The following is an 18,534-nucleotide window of genomic DNA, read 5'->3' as shown; positions in this document are numbered from 1 at the left end:
CTGCCCTGCCCGGTGCAAATGGAAAAGGATCAATGGCATTTTTTAACCGGGCAATCGAACTTTTTCCGGCGCAGTGGCACCAACCGCGTTACAGGACCGACAATGCTCGGGTTCACATCGCATGAGGAAGTAGAGGTGGGTATGAAAATCAACAGGCTGGGCATTCCCTTGGCAGTCGTCGCGCTGCTCGTGCTGGGCGGTTGCTCGACCCAGACAGTGGTGACCTTGCAGAACGGCACCCAGTATTTGACCAAGGACATGCCGAAGACCAAAACCAAGGATGGCTTCTATGAGTTCGAGGATATTTCCGGGGCCAAGGTGAAAGTCCGCGCCGATGAAGTCGCGACGGTCCGCGAAGAGGACTGAAACCCCCGCAATCTCTGTAGGAGCTGCCGAAGGCTGCGATCTTTTGATCCGGATCTTGTAAATCACGAGCGAAAGATCGCAGCCTGCGGCAGCTCCTACAGGGGATGTTTGTGTTATTCGAAGGTTGGCATGCCCGGAATGCTGCCATCGCAAGGCATGTACGTGCCGCCCCGCTTGACCACTTCACCTTGTAAACGCCGGCAGCGTTCCAGATCCTGCTGCGCCATGCGATCAATGCTCAGATTGCCGGTGGTCTGCGGCTGCTTGCCGTCACCCAGACGCAGAGTCACGAACGGTTGTTCAGGCTGAATCTGAAAGCGGCTTTTCTCTTCGACCGGTTCGACTGCTTCGGTTTTCGGCGGGCTCGGCAGTTGGTCGGTGGTGATGCCGTAGCGGCTCAGAATCGAGCTTTGAGGCAGATCGGCGCAGACATTGGCCGAACACAGCGCCAGTGCGACGAAGCCGATATACCCCTTGAAACCTTTCACGTTTGAATCTCCTGTACTCAATGGCGGCTAGCTATTGAACGTGTGTGCACGTGCTGGCTTTAGGCCGCATTTCCTGTTTGGCAGGGATTTGAGTCAGGGAGTGGCTGTTGAGTCACTTTTAAACCGCGTTATCGTTCTTCGCGAGCAGGCTCGCTTCCACAGGGTTCTGTAAACGACACAGATCCAGGGTGGCAGCGAGCTTGCTCGCGAAAGGGCCCTTACCGGCACCCCATCAACATCAGGCGATCACGACACCGTCAGCACTCAGGCTATTGAGCGACACGCCCACCAGTGTCACTGAGTCGTTGCCAAACGTCAGCACCGTATCCTGCCCAACGGTCGCGGCATGGGCACGGAAATCCTCAGTCGGCAGAACACCCTGTACGCCGAGGAAGACCAGTTTGTCGTTCGTCGTGTAACCGACCACCCGATCCTGGCCGAACGCGCCGTTGAACAGGAACGTATCCGCCCCGCCCCCCGATTCCATCAGGTCATTGCCGGTACCGCCGACAAACACGTCATTACCCGTGCTGCCGATCAAGTGATCGTTACCGTCGAGGCCAAACAGCCAATCGCCACCGGCATGCGCCTTCAGCGTGTCGGCGCCAGCGCTACCTTTGACGCTGGACTCGTACGCCGTGACATTGCTGCCGACCTTCAGGCCGCTGGCGGTGACGCTGTGAGTGACGTCATCCTTGAACAGCCCCCAGAGAAACCCCGGTTCCTTGGTGACAATACTGCCGATGTCGCGGGTGATACTGATCCCGCCGTTGGCATCGCGGATGTACAGATTGCCGGCGCCGTCGTTGGCGAAGTCGAACTTGCCCACCGCTTGCTGCAAGTCCAGGGTATTGCTGCCCTGCCCGCCAAGGATGATGTTGTAGCCGCCACTGTCACGGAAGGTGTCGTTGCCGGCACGGCCTTCCAGATAGTCATTGGCGCTGCCACCCTGGATCAGATCGTTGCCGTCGCTACCGATGATGAACGTGCTGCCCTTGTGGGTTTCGGCGTTGCGATTGAGATCCTGCACCCAGGTGTTGGCTCGCGCCGGATCGGACAGGTTGGCGACGATGATTGTCGAGTCGCGGCTGGTCAGGTCGTAGAACTTCGAATCCAGTACACGGGTCATGCCGTCGCCGTAACCGGTGGGCAGGTGTGAAATCCACGTTGGAATGTTGAGGATCGAGTACGGCAGCAGATTCCACGCGGTCGAGGCGTAGTGATCGTTGAAACTGACGATGTTGTCAGTGGTCGAGGCATGCGGTGCATCGTGTACGCCTACCGAGGCGCCGGTGAAGGTCGAGCCGTCGAGAGCTCGAAACACCGGATCGTTTTCATAGCCGACGTTAAGCACTTTGTCGGTGCTGCTTTGCGTTGGCGAGGCATAGGCGATGTAGTTGGAGTCGGCAAAGAATCCGCCCCACTTGCCGCCGCTCAAGTCGGCCATGCTGTTGACGGCCAGGCCGCCGAGACTGTGGCCGCTGACCAATATGTCCTTGCCGGTGAGGCCGTTGGCCTTGGCGAAGGCCATCACGTCATTGAGCAGATTGCCAAACGCTTCGCCAACGTAGTTTTTCGCGTAGTCGTTGGGGCCGAAGGCCGCGAGCAGGTCGTTGATCACGTCGCCGATCGAGTCGCCAATGAGGATTTCTCGCGGGCCACTGGTGCCACGAAAGGCAATGCCAAGCTCGGTGAGATGGCCTTGGGCGTCGTACTTGCCGAGGATCTCGACCTGAGCGCTGGTGTAGCCGGCCTTCTCGCCGAAAAAGGTTCCTCGCGCATCGGTCTTGCCTTCGTAGCCCAGTTGCGAGGCGGTGATCGGCGTCCAGCCGGCCGCTTTAACCGCATCGAGGGCGAGTTTTTCCGAGTCGGGATTCCATGGAATGCCCGGGATGACACCTTGCGAGTCGGTACCGCCAATCAACGCGGTGACCAGTGTGGCTGGCAGGCCGATACCGAAACCGTTGTGCTGATAACCGCTGGCAAAACCGTTATCGAGGTTGTGGTAGGAATACAGAGTGATTGCCATGGCATCGCTGAACAACGCCTTGGAATCGTCCGTGCCGAAATTCTTGTAGTCATACACACCCATTGCTATTGCCTCTCTCTTTGTTGGAATTGTTCAGAGATAGCTCACAGCCAGTGCGCCCCTCACGGAGCGCTCCGGAGCATTTCAACACCCCATGTAAACCCCCAGTAGGAGTTGTCGAGTGCAACGAGGCTGCGATCTTTTGATCTTTAAAAACACAATCAAAAGATCGCAGCCTGCGGCAGCTCCTACCGGGGCGTTGGTCAGGCGAACACGAACGCCGAGTCCGACAGGTTAGTCACGCCTACCCCTATCAGGGTCACGGCAAAGTCGCCAATCTTCAGCACCGTATCGCCACCGGTCTGCGCCACATGTTGCTTGTAGTCGTAGCCCTGCCCCGCGCCTTCGACGCCCATGAACACCAGTTTGTCGCCGCCCTGATAACCATTGATGGCATCGAAGCCGAACGCGCCGCTGAACAGGAAGGTGTTGCCGCCGCCAACCGCCGTCATCACATCGTTACCGGCGCCGCCAACAAAGGTCACGTGGCCTTTGTCGCTGATCAGTCTGTCGTCGCCACCGAGACCGAACAGCCAGTCGCCATCGGCCGTCGCATGCAACGCGTTGCCGTAGCCATCACCGCTGAGCGAATGGTTGTACTGCGTCAGCTCATTGCCATTGGTCAGCCCTTTGGCCGTCACACCCCAGGTGATTTCCTTGCTGCCCCACCACGAACCCGACTCTTTGCTCACCAGCGCACCAATGTCGCGGGTCATGCTGATGCCGCCGTAGGCGTCGCGCACGTACAGCGTGCCGTCGCCGTCATTGGCGAAGCTGAAGTTCTGCAATGGCTTCTGCAGCTCGAAGGTATTGTGGCCCTGGCCACCGAGCAGGATGTTGAAACCGCCGTCATCGCGGAAACGGTCATCGCCCGCGCGACCTTCAAGGAAGTCGTTGCCCGCGCCCCCCTTGAGCCAGTCATTGCTGTCGGTGCCGATGATGAATGTGCTGCCGGTGTGCGGCTCGCCACTGCGGCCGAGATCCTCGACCCAGGTCTTGCCTCGGGACGACGCTTCCAGGTTGGAGACGATGATCGTCGAGTCCTTGCCGGTGAGGTTGTAGAACTTCGAATCGATCACTCGATTCAGGCCATCGGCATAGCCCAGCGAGCCGTGCGCCGACCAGCTCAGCGGATTGACGATGCTGAACGGCACCAGGTTTTGTGCGGTGGAGGCGTAATTGTCGTTGAAGTTGACGATGTTGTCGGTGGTCGAATCATGCGGTTTGTCGTGCTTGCCCATCGACGCGGTGCTGAACGTAGTGCCATCGAGCACGCGAAATACCGGATCGTTCTCGTAACCGATGTTCAGCACGTTATTACCGGTGCTGCTCTGGGTTGGCGAGGCGAACGCAATGTAGTTGGCGTCCTTGAAGAAACCTCCCCAGTTGCTCGCGCTTAATTCGGCCACGCTGTTGACCCCGAGCCCGCCAAGGCTGTGGCCGCTGATCAACACGTCCTTGGCGGCGATGCCGTTGGCAATGGCAAACGCGGCGACAGCCTTGAGCAGATTGTCGAAAGCGTTTTTTGCGTAGTTGCTGGCGTAATCCGATGGTCCGATCGCTGCCAGCAAGTTGTTTTTCATGTCGCCAAAGGTATCGCTATAACCCAGCCCGCCGGTGCCACGAAAGGCAACGCCGATGCCAACCAACTTGCCGGCGGCGTCGTATTTGCCAAGTACTTCGGCTTCGGCGCTGGTGAAGCCGTCCTTCTCACCGAAGAACGTACCCTGCGCCCCGACCTTGCCTTGATAACCCAGCGCGGTCGCGGCAACGGGTGCCCATCCCGTCGCCGGCAATGGCTGGCCGGTCGGCGTGTAGGCATACAGCGTGAGTGCGATGGCGTCGCTGTACAACGCTTTGCCATCGGCATTCCTGTAATCGAACAATCCCATGTTGTGCCCTCTCTTCCTTTAAAAACCCGGCAGTTTCGTCTGGAACTGCCGGCGCTGCCTAGAACTGCCAGTCGAGCGTCAGGCCCACCCCGTGGTCCTTCTCGTTCGCGCCGATCAGCCCGTTGTAATCCAGGTTCACCCGCACATCGCGGTTGAGCGCCAGCCCCGCCCGCACGCCGACTACGGCAGCGTCGCGATCCATCGACACACTCTGCACGGTGAACGCGCTGTTGCCATTGGCAAACGCCAGATGGCTGTCAGCGTCGACACTGCTCAGGTTGTGCTGCCAGCCCAGGCTCGCCCCCAGTTCCAGTTGATGCTGGTCCGACAGAGCAAAACTGCGTTTGGCGCGTACGCCGAGCGTCGACAACAGCACATCGCGGTTGTCTTCGCCACCTTTGAGCGCGGCGGCATCGCCTTTTTCGGTAAAGCTGTCGGTGTTCAGGTGCACGTAAGACAGGTTGGCGAACGGCTCAAGGTTCATCGGTTGCAAGCCCAGATCGTAAGCGGCTTCAGTGAACAATTGCGCCGTGCTCGCGTCGCGTTTGGTCTTCTGCTTGCCGCTGACGTCAGCGAACTGCAGATCACGTTTCGCGTCGATGCGATGCCAGCTGTAGGCGCCGCCAACGGTCAGGCGCAGTGCATCGATTTGATGCCCCAGATACGCACCGAGGTGGTAGCTGTCAACCGAGGCTGACGAATGCGTGCCGCTGCCCATGCTCAATGAACTGTCGCTGTAACCAGTAACGAAGCCCAGGCGGGTATCTTCAGCAATCAAGCCATCGACACCGGCCAGCAGACCACCGATGGAGCTGGTCGAATCGGCGTTTTTATTGCCGCCATCGCTGGTGCCCCACGAACCCAGCACCTTGACCCAGGCATTGCTGCGATCATCAGTCGGTGCATCGGCGTTGAACAGATCACGCTCGCGCAGGCGTTCGCCGACTGCCTCGCGCAGGTAACGGCTGTCGTTGATCAACAGCGTGCCGATCGCCGGATGAATCTCACCGGATAACTGCTGGAACGCTTGTTGCGCCACGGCCGCATTGGGCGACAGCAGCAGGGTTTCGAACAGCGCATTGCCTGCGCCCAGCCGCTCGGCAGCCGCACCGACCGCTCGCTGGTTTGGCGTCAGACCGACACTGGCGAACGACGCGCCATTGCGCCCAACCTCCAACTGAACGCCACTGGCCGAATACGCCAGGGTGCCGCCGAGAAAGGCGTAGTCGGGCAGCACCTGGCCAAATTGCCCTTCGATACCGCCCGCCGCTTGCAGGATATTGAACTGCGTACCGAGCAGGCTTTTCACCTCAGTGGTGGTCAGCAGCGTCGGGCTGTTTTCCAGTGACAGACTGACCGTGGCCCCCTCGATCACTGCCTTGCCATCGGCGACAATCCTGTCGCTGGCGGTCGGCGAGACTTCCACGGCATAGGTCGAACCCGGCTCGAAGGTCACGTCACCCGCAACATTCAGGGTGCCGATGGAGTTGCCCGGCGCCACCGTACCGCCGTTTTTCACCGACAGTGCGCCGATGCGGCCGTTACCGCCAAGGATGCCGCTGTCATTCACGGTGACCGCCGAGGCCAGCGAACCGTTGATGGCCAGTCGGCCCTGATTGACCAGCGTCGGGCCGGTGTAGCTGTTGTTGCCGGTCATCACCAGCGTACCGATGCCCTGCTTGGTCAAGCCGCCGTGGCCGGAAATGTCGTTGCGCCAGGTGTCGAGGCCGCAGGTGATGTCGCTGCACAGACGCTCGGTCGGTTTGCCTTGATCGATGATCGCGCCGATGCCAGGCAAATCCGCGACAAACTGGCCGGAGCCATAGGCTCCCTGAATGCGGAACTCCTCAGGAATGTCTTTCTCGGTGACGAACATGGCCGGGCCATCAATGCCTTTGCGCAGGTTGATCATGCCCCAGCCATACAAGGCGTCGATGCCCGGTGCGCCGAGGTCGGTCGCGGTGGTACGCAATACCGTGGCGACCTGATCGCCGCTCATGTACGGGAAGCGTTCCATCAGCACGGCCATGGAGCCGGCCACGTGCGGCGCGGCCATCGAGGTGCCGTTGTAATTTTTGTAGCCGGTGGTCAGGTTGTCGGCGTTGGTGCCTTCGATGATTGCGCTGTAGATTTTCGTGCCCGGCGCCGAGACGCATAAGCTCGCGGTGTAGCCGCAACGCGAGGAAAACGTACTCATGATGTACGGATTGGCGCTGGCCAGATCAGGGTTCTTCTGCAATGCGGCGACGGTGATCCAGTTCGGCGCAATCTCCGGGACAAAATAACCGAGGCCGGCAATGGCATCCGGATTGTTGAGGTTGTAGTCATTGCCGGCGGCGAAGATTGTCACGATACCGCTGCGTGCGGCGGCGATGGCACCGTCATACGCGCCACCGGCTTTGGTTCCGAGCAACGTGCGGATTTCGTTGAACTGCAACTGCGCGTCATTGACGGTGAAGTGCGGGTACGCCGGATCCTTGCCGCCGAGGTCGAAGCGGTCGGTGATGCCGATGCCCCAGCTGTTGTTGATGATCCGCGCGCCGCTGGCGATCAGAGCATCCCAACCGGCCTTGTACACCGCGCCGTCGTTGCCGCGCACAATGCCGTCTTCCGGGCCCGGGTCGCCGTTGTCGGCGCTGATGATTTGCGCCCCGAATGCCACGCCGTGCATCGGCCCGCCGTCACGACTGCCGGCGGCGATGCCACCAACGTGAGTACCGTGGGCGCCGAGTTTGCCATCGGAGCCGACCGAGGGCGAACCGTCATAGCGGAACGCGTCGCCCGCTTTCACCGGAATGTACGGGTCGGTGTATTCGCGGATCCCGCTGGTGACCAGGGTGATGACTTTATTGCTGCCGGAAAACTCCGGGTGCGCGGCGTAGACCGGTTGATCGAAGATGCCCAGTTTCACGCCTTTGCCGGTGTAGCCAGCGGCGTAGGCGTAATCGGCACCGATGGCGCTCAGGCCCCAATCGGCCTGAAACTCGTTGCTGCGCCAACTTGAAGGATCACCGCTGCGTCCGGTTTCCACGTAAGGCGCGGCCTGCGCCGTGCCGATAGCGCACAACACCGCGAATGTCAGGGTTTTCATGGCAAAACGGCCACCCGTTTGCGCGGGGGTATTGTTGTTATTCATCCAGCGACCTTCCTTAGTGATGTTGCGAAAAATCCTGATCGTTCCCACGCAGAGCAATGATCGTTCCCACGCGCAGCAAAGGAATGCAGCCCGTGACGCTCCGCGTCACTGGACGCAGAGCGTCCCTAGAGGCATTCCCACGCAGAGCGTGGGAACGATCATTGCCGGGATATCTTGCTTAGAACTGCCAGTTAAGGCTCAGGCCAACGCCATGAAGCTTCTCGCGACTGGCCAGTTGTCCGTTGTAATCAAGGTTCACGCGTACGTCGCGGCTCAGCGCCAGACTGGCTTGCACGCCGACCAGCGCGGCGTCGCGCACCAGCGCCGAACTCTCGACGCGGTAAGGCGTGGCGCCGCTGGCGAAGCGCAGGTGTTGCTCGGCATCGATGTCGCTGAGGCTGTGTTGCCAGCCGAGATGGCCGCTGACATCGAGCGATTGCGCTGGCGACAGATTGAAGGTCTTGATCGCTCGTACGCCGAGGGTGCTGAGCACCGCGTCACGCTGATCGCCCGAGCTTTTCAGCGCGGCGGCATCGCCCTTCTCGGTAAACCCTTCTGTGTCGACGTGCACATAGGCGAGGTTGACGAACGGCTCCAGCGCCAACGGTTGCAGGTGGAGTTGATACGCCGCTTCGCCGAACACTTGCGTGGTGCTCGCATCGACCTTGGCCTTCTGTTTGGCGCTGACCTCGCCGTACTGCAGATCACGTTTGACGTCGCCGCGATGCCAGCTGTACGCCGCGCCAGTACTCAGTCGCCACGCGCCGATGTCGTGGCCCGCGTAGGCGCCGAGGTGATAGCTGTCGACCTTGGCCGAAGAATGCGTGCCCGAGCCCATGCTCAACGAACTGTCGCTGTAACCCGTCACCAGACCAATGCGTGTCTGCTCATCCAGCGCGCCGTCGACACCAGCCAGCAAGCCGCCAATCGAAGTGCTGTAACCCGCCGTGTCGTGGCTTGAATCGGTGCTGCCCCAGGCGCCGAGTGCTTTGACCCAGCCATTGCTTTGCGCCGCCGTCGCGTTGTGCAAACGCTCGTCCACCGCATCGCGCAATTGGCGACTGTCGTTGATCAGCATCGAACCGAGCGCCGGGTAGATTTCTCCGCTCAATTGTTGAAACGCCTGTTGCGCGGATGCCGCGGATGACGACAGCAGCAGGCTTTCGAACACCGGGTTAGCGGCGCCCAGCCCTTCGATCGCAGCGGCCACCGAGCGTTGGTTCGGGGTTTGGCCAATGCTGGCGAAGGATGTGGCATTACGTTCGATGTTGAGTTGAATGCCGCTGGCGGCGTAATCGAGGCTGCCGCCGATGAACAGGTAGTTGGGCAACACCGCGCCGAACTGGCCCTGAATGCCGCCGGCCGCTTGCAGAATGTTGTACTGATGGCCGAGCAGACTTTGCACTTGGGCAGTACTCAGCAGCGTCGGGCTGTTTTCCAGTGACAGGCTGACGGTAGCGCCGCTGATGGTCGCGCTGCCGCCGGCGACGATGCGGTCACTGGCGATGGGCGACAGTTCCACCGCGTAGGTCGAACCCGCTGCGAAAGTCACATCGCCAGCCACGTTCAAGGTGCCGATGGAATTGCCCGGCGCCACGCGACCGCCGCTGTTGGCGAGCAATGCGCCGATGCTCCCGGAACCGCCGAGGGTGCCGCTGGCGTTGACCGTCACCGCCGAGGTTAGCGAGCCGTTGACCGTGAGCAAACCGCCGTTGACCGTGGTCGGGCCGCGGTAGGTGTTGTCGCCGCTGAGGAGCAATTGCCCACCGCCGGACTTGATCAGGCTGCCTTGATACACCCGCGTCGCTGCCGCTGCATCACGGGCCATGCCGACCGCGTAATCGGTCTGATCCTGCTGACTGGCGCCGCTGGGGATGCCGTTTTGCCAACCTTTGGCCTGCAGGGTCTGCTGCCAGGCGCTGTGTTCGGCGAGGTCTTCGCGCTGACGCTGGATCAGTGCGTTATCCGAGATGTCGTTGCTCCAGACATCGCGCTGTCCGGCAGGCAGATTCGCGTCAAACGCGCCAAGTAATTGCCCCGGGCCGCGCATCGCCCGCTGCAGGTTGGCCACGCCCCAACCGACTCGTTCTGTCGGTGCGTCGGTCACCGAACCGTGCAGTTGCGTGGCTGTGGTCAGCAGCACTTGCAGCGCCTGCTGATTGTTCATGTACGGGTAGCGCTCCATCACCAGCGCCAGAGCGCCGGTGGCGTGCGGCGCCGACATTGAGGTGCCGGACTTGATCGCGTAACCGCCGCCGGGAATGGTGCTGTCGATCTTCGCCCCCGGTGTGGTGATGCACCAATACTTGGCGATGCCGCACTGGTTGTACTTCTGCTGATTGCTCTGATCGAGCCCGGACACCGCCAGCCAATGACCTTCCAGATCCGGCTGAAAGTACGGTAGCGCCGAGCGCACGCTGGCATTCGGGTAGCCGCTGTTGCCGGCGCTGAACACGTTGATCACGCCACGCCGCGAGACATCGGCAGCGGCGTCGAGCCAGGTACCTTGGTTCCAGTGCTGCGCGTAGGCGGCGTGAAGATCCGCGAGGGTGCGGTAGCTGACATCCGGCGGCTGGCTGCCCCAACTGTTATTGATCGCCCGCACGCCAGCATCGGCCAAGGCGTCGTACACCGCTTTGAAATAACGTGGATCGGGATTCGGGCCGAACAGGAAGCTGTCGTTCTTGTTGGTGTTGCCGACGTAGATCTGCGCGTTGTACGCCACGCCGTGCATGCCGCCGCCATCGCGCGAGGCGCCCATGGTGCCGACCACGTGAGTGCCGTGGGAGTCGTTGTTGGGATTGAGGGTGCCATCGACGTTGAACAGCGTGCCGTCAACGTAGCTTCCGCTCGCCAGTACCGGGTGATAACGATCCGTGGCGAACTCCGGGTGGTCGGCAGCGAAACCGGAATCGAGCGCGCCGATTTTCACGCCTTTGCCAGTGATGCCGGCGGCGTAGGCCTGGTCGGCCTGCATGCGCTCCAGACCCCAGTCACGGAGGAATTCGGCACTGCGCCAACTGGCGGCGTTGCCGGGTTTACCGGTTTCCAGGTATTGCGCCTGAACCTGGTTTGCAGAAATCACAAGCAGCAGGGTGCCGACCGAAATCGGCTTGATGCGTACGTCCATGTTCACCACTCACTTTTATTGTTTTATGCAGGTTCTTTTGCGGTGTTGCCTGTCCCCCTCACCCCAGCCCTCTCCCCGAGGGAGAGGGAGCTGACCGAGGTGTCTTGCGTCTTACATCGACCTGAAACACCGCGTCGATTATGGATTCGGTAGAGCATTTCCCTCACCCCAACCCTCTCCCCGAGGGAGAAGGAGCTGACCGAGGTGTCTTGCGTCGTACATCGACCTGAAAAACCGCGTCGATTATGGATTCGGTAGAGCATTTCCCTCACCCCAGCCCTCTCCCGAGGGAGAGGGAGCTGACCGAGGTGTCTTGCGTCGTGCATCGACCTGAAACACCGGGTCGGTGTTGGATTCGGTGACGCTCGTTCAAGTCGGTGTACGTCTGCAATATCCCCCGATCAGTCCCCTCTCCCTCTGGGAGAGGGTTAGGGTGAGGGCTGGTGAGCGACCACAAAAGCCTCATCCACCCGCGCCAGATCCTGCTCGTTCAAGGTCCCGGCGTAGTAATGCAACTTGGTCCAGGCCATCAGATAGTCGTACCGCGCCTGCGCCAGATCGCGGCGCGTGGTGAACAGTTGCTGCTCGGCGTTCAGTGCGTCGAGGTTGGTGCGCTCACCACCGAGAATGCTCTGCTTGGTGGACACCACCAGCGCTTCAGCCGAGCTCAGCGCTTTCTGATAAGCACGCAATTTGCTCACTCCGGACAGGCAGGCGCTGAACTGCCGACGCAGTTCGATCAACGTCTCGCGCGTCTTGCCATCTAGCTCGTACTCCGCCTGTTCCATGCTGCGGCTGGCCTGACGCGTGGACGCCGACACACCGCCACCGGCATACAACGGCACGCTGACTTCAAAACCGATGGTGTTGGTTTCGTAGCGCTGGTTATAGGTGTTGCCGCTTTCCGACTCGTTCTGGCGCATCGAGGCATAGGCATTGATTTTCGGCAGATGCCCGGCACGATTACGCTCCACTTCGTAGCGCGCAACTTCCACGGCTTGACGTTGCGAAGCCAGATTCGGGTTGTTGCTGACCGCCATCTCGTGCCAGGTATCGTAATTGGCCGGTTGCAGGGCGAAGGTCTGGAAGTTCTGATCCAGTGGCGCCAGATCGCCGATATCCACCGCCGGTGCGCCGACCAGTGCGCCCAATTCACGCAGCGCGGCATCCTGCTCGTTACGCGCCTCGATCTCTTCGGCAGTGGCCAGCTCATAGCGCGACTCGGCTTCGAGAATGTCGGTACGGGTGCCCTCGCCCTGCTTGAACATGTGTTCGTTCTGCTGGAACTGCTGCTCGTATGCTTTCTTCTTCGCCTGAGCGATGTCGATCTGATCCTGTGCGAACAGCGCCTTGGTGTAGTTATCCAGCACGCGCACCAGCAATTCCTGGCTTTTGCCACGGAAGTTTTCGTCGGCAAACAGCGACTGCGCGACACCTTTGCGGTACGCGGCATAAGCCTCGTAATCAAGCAGCGGTTGTTGCAGGGTCAAGGCCGAGCCGTAACTGCTGTAGTTGCGGTCGTCGGTGCGGTTGCGCGCGCGGTCATCCAGGGAAGTGGCTTTCGACGAGTTGCGCCCCTTGTTATAGGTGTAACCGAGGCGCGGCAGCAGGCCGGCACGGCCAATGGCGCGGTTCTCCAGACCCGCATCACGCTCCTTGATCGCCCCGAGGAACACCGGGTCATTGCGCAGTGCCTGTTCGTAAATCTCAAACGGCCCCATGGCCGCTACCGCTGAGTGACTCGCGAGCAGCATCATTGCCGCCCCGAGTATGGAAAGCTTATTCATACAGCCGAACATCCTTATTCCTCGGTCAACGCGGAGCCGGCCCGGTCGAGCAGCGGTTTGAACAAATAGTTGAGGAGTGAACGTTCGCCGGTGCGCACGAACATTTCTGCCGGCATGCCGGGCTTGATCACCAGCCCGTTGAGTTTTTCCATGGCCTGATCACTGACGCTGCTGCGCAGCACGTAATACGGCACGCCGGTTTTCTCATCGACCATCTGGTCGGCGGAAATAAGGCTGACTTCGCCGGGTACACGCGGGGTTTTGCTCTGGTTGAACGCGGTAAACAGGATGTCCACCGGCAAATGCGAGCCGACCTTGTCGATGAGGTTGATCGGCAGGTGCCCTTCCACTTCCAGCGTGGTGCCTTGCGGGACGATCTCCAGCAGGGTTTCGCCCTGCCGCACCACAGCGCCTTCGGTGTGCACGCCAAGATTGACTGCCACACCGTCAGCGGTGGCGATGATTTCGCTGTGCTGCAAGTCGAAACCGGCGGAAGTCAGTTGCTCCGACAGGGTGACGCTCTTCAGTTGCGCCTCGGCCAGTTGCGTGCGGACTTCCTTCTGGTATTCCTCGCCGTGCTGTTGCAGCTTCAGGCGCGACTCGAGGATGCCCTGCTCGACCCGGCCGCTTTCACCGGTGTTTTCCGCCAGTTGTTGCTGCACTTGCGACAGTTGACGCTGGTATTCCATCAAGCGGTTGCGCGGAATGTAACCGTTGTCGGCCAGCGGTTGCAGGTTGCTCAACTGTTGTTGCAACGAGTCGGCCTGGGCATTCAGATCGGTGCGGGCGCGGCGCATGCCGGCCAGTTGCGCGGTGGCGCCTTCGATGCTCGCGCGCAATGCTGCTTGCTCACGATAGAACGCCTCGCGACGGCTGCTGAACAGTTGCCGCTGCCCTTCCAGAACCAGTGCCAGGCGCGGGTCCGGGTCGTTGCTCAACTCTGCCGGAAAGGTCACTTGCTTGAGGTTGTCGCGCTCGGCCTGCCAACGCGCGAGGCTGGCCCAGGCCATGCGGTACTGCGCTTGCAGCGACTGCACGTCGGCGGCGACTTGCGTTTGATCGAGGCGGAACAACGGCTGGCCCTGCTTCACGATTTCGCCTTCGCGCACCAGAATCCGGCTGACCACACCGCTGCTCATTGACTGCACGGCTTTGCGCTTGCCCGAGACCACCACCGTGCCTTGCACCGGAATGCCTTGATCGAGCGGCGCCAGTGCCGCCCAGGTGAAGAAACTGCCGGCACCGACGATCGCCAGAATCCAGCCCATGCGCGCGAAGAACTTTGCGTCGCGTTCCGGGCGTTCGGTGATGTACGCGTGCTCCATGCTCGCTTCGTTTTCAGTGTTCATGCTTGCGCTGCTCATACACCCGAATTCCTTGTCGAGGGCTGATACTGTCGGCTCATGCTGAGCCCGCCCGGTGCCTGTGCAGCTTTTTCCCGTTGTTGTTCTTGCTGGCCGGAGAGTGCCTTAAGCACGTCCTGACTCGGGCCGAAGGCTTGCAGACGCCCGTCGTTGAGCACCAGCAATTTATCAGCCTGGGCCAGCACCGAAGAGCGATGCGTCACCAGCACCACCGTGGTGCCCTGGGCTTTGAGCGCGGCAATGGCACTGGCCAGCGCTGCTTCGCCGACGGTGTCGAGGTTGGAGTTCGGTTCATCCAGCACTACCAGGCTCGGCGTGCCGTACATTGAACGCGCCAGGGCCACGCGCTGCTTCTGGCCGCCGGACAAGCCACTGCCGTCCTCGCCCAGTTGCGTGTCGTAGCCTTGCGGCAGGCGCAGGATCATTTCGTGCACGCCGGCCTGTTGCGCGGCGGCAACGACCTTCTGTGGATCGGCCTCGCTGAAACGGGCGATGTTCTCGGCGATGCTGCCGCTGAACAGTTCGATGTCTTGCGGCAGATAACCGATGTACGGGCCGAGCTGGTCGCGGTTCCAGCGATGAATGTCCGCGCCATCGAGGCGCACCGTGCCGCCGAGAGTTGGCCACACGCCGACCAGTACGCGGGCCAGCGTCGATTTGCCGGAACCGGAAGCCCCGAGCACGCCGAGCACTTCGCCGGCATTCAGATTGAAATTGACCATCTGCAGGGTCGCCGCACGTTGCCCCGGTGGGCCGGCGCTGACCTGTTCGAAGGTGATCTGGCCTTTCGGCGGCGGCAGCGCCATGGCGTCGTCGCTGGGCGGGAACGCTTGCAGCAGTGCATCGAGACGGCGGTAAGCCAGCTTCGCCCCGCTCCACTGTTTCCACACCGCTATCAACTGGTCGATCGGGCTCAGGACACGACCCATCAGAATCGAACCGGCGATCATCATCCCGGCGGTCATGTCACCCTTGATCACCAGCAATGCGCCCAGCCCCAACACCAGCGATTGCAGGCACAGACGCAGGGTTTTGCTGAGAGAGCTGATCACCGCACCGGTGTCACTGGCCTGATTTTGCAGGCCGAGGAAACGCGAGTGCACCTGGAACCAGCGCTTGCGCAGGGAACCGAGCATGCCCATCGCCTGAATGGTTTCGGCGTTGTGCAAATGGCTGGTGGCCAACTGGCTGGACTTCTGCGAATAACCGGCGGCTTCGCCCAACGGCTTTTTGGTCATGTATTCGTTCAGGCACGCCAGCCCTATCAGCAACAGTGCGCCCGCGGTAGCGAGCACGCCGAGCCAGACGTTGAACAGGTAGATCACAAACAGATAGACCGGGAACCACGGCGCATCGAAGAACGCGAACAGCGCCGGCCCAGTAACGAATTGGCGAATGTGCGTCAGGTCGCCCAGGGATTGCCCGGCGTTGCCCTCGCCCTTGAACAGATTGCGTTCAAACGCCGCTTGGTAAACACGCAGGTTGAAGCGGCGCTCCAGCTGGCTGCCGATGCGGATCACGATAAAGCTGCGGATCACTTCCAGCATGCCGATGAAGGCAAAGAAGCCGACGACCATCAACGACAGCATCGCCAGGGTCGTTTCGTTCTGCGACGACAGCACCCGGTCATAGACCTGAAGCATATAGATGGAGGGCACCAGCATCAGCACGTTAATCAGCGCGGTAAAGCAGCCGACGCTGATCAGGATGCTTTTATAGTCACCCAAAGCCTTGAATAACGGAGCGGTGGCTGGGGCCTTCGCCATCTTCATTGATTCTTCCTGAAATGTTCGGTCTCGCCACACTTGGACGAGGCCTCAATTAATGTTCCGCTTACCTGCGAAAGATGACTTGCAAGTACCCGCTTACACTTTCATAACAACTTGCGTAATTAACAGCGGTGCAGTTGTCATTCGGCGTCTCTTATAACCAGCTTGTGGCGCTTTATATTAAAACTTTGTCGCGGATTCGATAATCAAGGCTGTTTCACTGTGTGCGTTAACGTGATCATCAGACCCGACTTCAAAGTGGTCAAGTACAGCCCGTCACGTTGTCGGCTGAAGAACTGGATTCTGGAACCTTCCTTGCCGGTGATCGACAGGCCGTCAGGATCGGGAAACCAGCCGATCGGTGCTTCATCAAGCCATGCGCCCAGGCAGTCAGCGCCTTGACCCAAAGTCTTGTTTGCGAGCAATTCGACGAGGCAAGTATTCGAAGGCTTGTCCTGCTGCTTTTGCGCTTGCGGGTCTTCATCCCGGGTAGACAACGTTGCCTGCCACTGGCCGGCCAACACCGAGGGTTCTTCGAGTCTGAGGCTGCTTGCCATGCTGTTTTCTCCTGAAATCGTGATCAGCGCCGCCGCGAGCCACGCCATTGCCTTGTAGGGAAAAGCTTTGTAGATCATGGGAATATTCGCTCCGGCGTGTAGCCTTGCTTACAGAGCAACACGATGCAAGGAGAGAAAGCGGCGCATCACGCGCCGCTTTCCTGCTTCACATCACGCTACGATGTCGCTGAATGCCGCCTGGCCTACGGTGCTGACCTGGAAATCAGCCGAGCCATGCCCGGAGAAGTCCACCGACAGCAGGCTGTTGCCGCCCGACGAAGTCAGCACTGCATCGCCCGCCGCACCGGTGAAGGCATTGACGAAGTGCAGGCCGGCGCCTTTGGTGATTCCGGTCAGATCGATTTTGTCCAGACCACTGACGAAATCGAGGATCTGATCGATCGCACCTGGCTTGGAGTCCGAGCTGGCTGCGAACACAAACGTGTCCGAACCCGCACCGCCCCACAGTTTGTCAGCACCACCGCCACCCCAGAGGATGTCGTTGCCGGCACCGCCCTTGAGCTCGTTGGCTACGCTGTTGCCGATCAGCAGATCGTTGCCCGAACCACCGATGGCGTTCTCGATGATCGCGCCCTTGGCGATGGACACGTTGCCTACCATGCCACCAACGTCGGAGAACGAGGCGTCATTGAGGTTGATCTTCTGGTTCTGGGTGAAGCCCGAGAAGTCCAGCGTATCCTTGCCGCCCGCGTCCCACACCGAGAACACCACTTTGTCACTCGACGACGAAGCGCTGAGGAAATCACGACCAGTGTTGGAGTTGAAGCCGTAGGTGGTGTCACCGGTACGGGTGGTGGTGTTGGCACCGTAGAGCTTCTGGATCGCAGCAATATCGTCCATCAGCGGGCCGGAGGAATACGCTTCTACGCCGCCCTTGCTGAAGTTCTGGTTGGTGTTGCTCTCGCTCCAGTAACTCATGATGCTGTAACCGCGGGTGTCCTGGCCGTAGGACGCATCGTTGTAAGTCGGGTTGCCATTGCCGGCGTTGTAGTCGCCAGGGTGAGCAAGGCCCAATGAGTGACCGATTTCGTGAGTCAGGGTCTGACGACCGTAGTTGTTCAGATCCGGGTTCTTGTTCTGCGTGTAGCCACTGTTGATCAGGTACCACGAGGTGCCGTCATAACCAGCACCGGTGCCTGGCAGATAGGCGAACGCTGCAGCGCCATCCTGGCCACCGCTGTAGTTACCGAAAGTCATGTGGCCGTCACCACCTGAGGCTTTCTCGGTGAAGGTCACGTTGGCCACGTCTGCCCAGGATTGCATGGCGAGCTTGGCTTGGGCTTGTTGTTGTGCACTGAATTGACTGAACCCGCTGATCCCGTGTTTGTACATCGTGCTGGACGATGCCGAAGTCAGGAACGTGTAGGTGAGTTCGATCTTGCCGCTGCCATCCTTGTCCTGGTAGGCAGCGCCGTCGCGCAGCAACTGGGTTGCGGCCTGGTCGACGGAGAAGGAGGGTTTGCCATTGACCGTGAGGTTGCCGCCACGATCGTATTGGTGGCTGAAGCTATCGATCTGGTTAAACGCCGAGCTGGCTGCGGCCAGAGGTTGCGGCGCCGCAGACAGCAAAAAAGCCTGTTCGGCGGTATCAATAGCATTAGCTTTAACTTTCGACATAAACACACTTCCTTGTTTAGCAATGGAACAGTTTTTGTCCGATAGCGACAATCTCTGGCGAGATAGTCCTATCACTCGCCCAATGAAGGCATCAGAAACCTGACACAATTTGAAATCTGACGTAAAGGATTTTTTTGAGATCAAACCGGAGTGTTTCGGGAAACTGCCGTAAACAAAGCGTGTGGCGATGAAAGAATGTTTTAGTTGTGCGGCTCTTGCCTAATTGTCTGACGATTTTCTATTTAAATATTAAATATGGGTAAGTTGTTTTTTGTTAGGCGCGTCTCAATTTGCTGCACTTTATTAGTGCGATGCCAG

The 18,534-nt window shown here is 60.1% G+C and carries 11 protein-coding genes; 1 reads left to right on the top strand and 10 read right to left on the bottom strand.

Annotated elements, in window-relative coordinates:
* Positions 1-141: 141 nt before the first annotated feature.
* The gene (locus tag ACIPIZ_RS00390; RefSeq protein WP_064390700.1) at positions 142-366 is read left to right on the top strand and encodes a YgdI/YgdR family lipoprotein; all 225 of its coding nucleotides are present in this window, start codon (positions 142-144) and stop codon (positions 364-366) included.
* A 113-nt stretch (positions 367-479) separates the two neighbouring features.
* On the opposite strand, the gene ACIPIZ_RS00385 is transcribed toward ACIPIZ_RS00390, so the two are convergent.
* The 10 genes from ACIPIZ_RS00385 to ACIPIZ_RS00340 all read right to left on the bottom strand — a co-directional run bounded on the left by ACIPIZ_RS00385 (position 480) and on the right by ACIPIZ_RS00340 (position 18,216).
* Complete coding sequence (locus ACIPIZ_RS00385) at positions 480-854, bottom strand: hypothetical protein (protein ID WP_122661470.1); 375 nt, start codon at positions 852-854, stop codon at positions 480-482.
* Positions 855-1,092: 238 nt separating this feature from the next.
* Positions 1,093-2,946, bottom strand: coding sequence for a polyurethanase (locus ACIPIZ_RS00380; protein WP_401163243.1), 1,854 nt, complete (start codon positions 2,944-2,946; stop codon positions 1,093-1,095).
* A 200-nt stretch (positions 2,947-3,146) separates the two neighbouring features.
* Positions 3,147-4,835 carry a polyurethanase gene (locus ACIPIZ_RS00375; protein WP_401163241.1) on the bottom strand — a complete coding sequence of 563 codons (1,689 nt, stop codon included), beginning with the start codon at positions 4,833-4,835 and terminating at the stop codon, positions 3,147-3,149.
* A gap of 58 nt (positions 4,836-4,893) precedes the next feature.
* On the bottom strand, positions 4,894-7,926 hold the full coding sequence (locus ACIPIZ_RS00370; RefSeq protein ID WP_401164212.1) for an autotransporter domain-containing protein: 3,033 nt from the start codon (positions 7,924-7,926) through the stop codon (positions 4,894-4,896).
* 223 nt (positions 7,927-8,149) lie between these two features.
* Positions 8,150-11,101 (bottom strand): autotransporter domain-containing protein, encoded by a 2,952-nt coding sequence (locus tag ACIPIZ_RS00365; protein ID WP_401163239.1) that lies wholly within the window; start codon positions 11,099-11,101, stop codon positions 8,150-8,152.
* A gap of 428 nt (positions 11,102-11,529) precedes the next feature.
* Entirely contained in the window at positions 11,530-12,900 is a 1,371-nt protein-coding gene (locus tag ACIPIZ_RS00360) for a TolC family outer membrane protein (RefSeq protein ID WP_401163237.1), read from the bottom strand.
* A 2-nt stretch (positions 12,901-12,902) separates the two neighbouring features.
* Positions 12,903-14,252, bottom strand: coding sequence for an HlyD family type I secretion periplasmic adaptor subunit (locus ACIPIZ_RS00355; protein WP_401163234.1), 1,350 nt, complete (start codon positions 14,250-14,252; stop codon positions 12,903-12,905).
* Positions 14,249-16,024, bottom strand: coding sequence for a type I secretion system permease/ATPase (locus ACIPIZ_RS00350; RefSeq protein ID WP_105706258.1), 1,776 nt, complete (start codon positions 16,022-16,024; stop codon positions 14,249-14,251). The genes ACIPIZ_RS00355 and ACIPIZ_RS00350 overlap by 4 nt, the downstream gene beginning before the upstream one ends.
* A 203-nt stretch (positions 16,025-16,227) precedes the next feature.
* Entirely contained in the window at positions 16,228-16,656 is a 429-nt protein-coding gene (locus tag ACIPIZ_RS00345; protein ID WP_401163232.1) for an AprI/Inh family metalloprotease inhibitor, read from the bottom strand.
* 93 nt (positions 16,657-16,749) lie between these two features.
* Positions 16,750-18,216: a serralysin family metalloprotease gene (locus ACIPIZ_RS00340; RefSeq protein ID WP_064389898.1), complete on the bottom strand. Its 1,467-nt coding sequence runs from the start codon at positions 18,214-18,216 to the stop codon at positions 16,750-16,752.
* Positions 18,217-18,534: the final 318 nt, after the last annotated feature.

The organism is Pseudomonas sp. NPDC087690, from assembly GCF_044743175.1.
GTDB lineage: Bacteria > Pseudomonadota > Gammaproteobacteria > Pseudomonadales > Pseudomonadaceae > Aquipseudomonas.
This window is presented reverse-complemented; position numbering and strand designations above follow the sequence as displayed.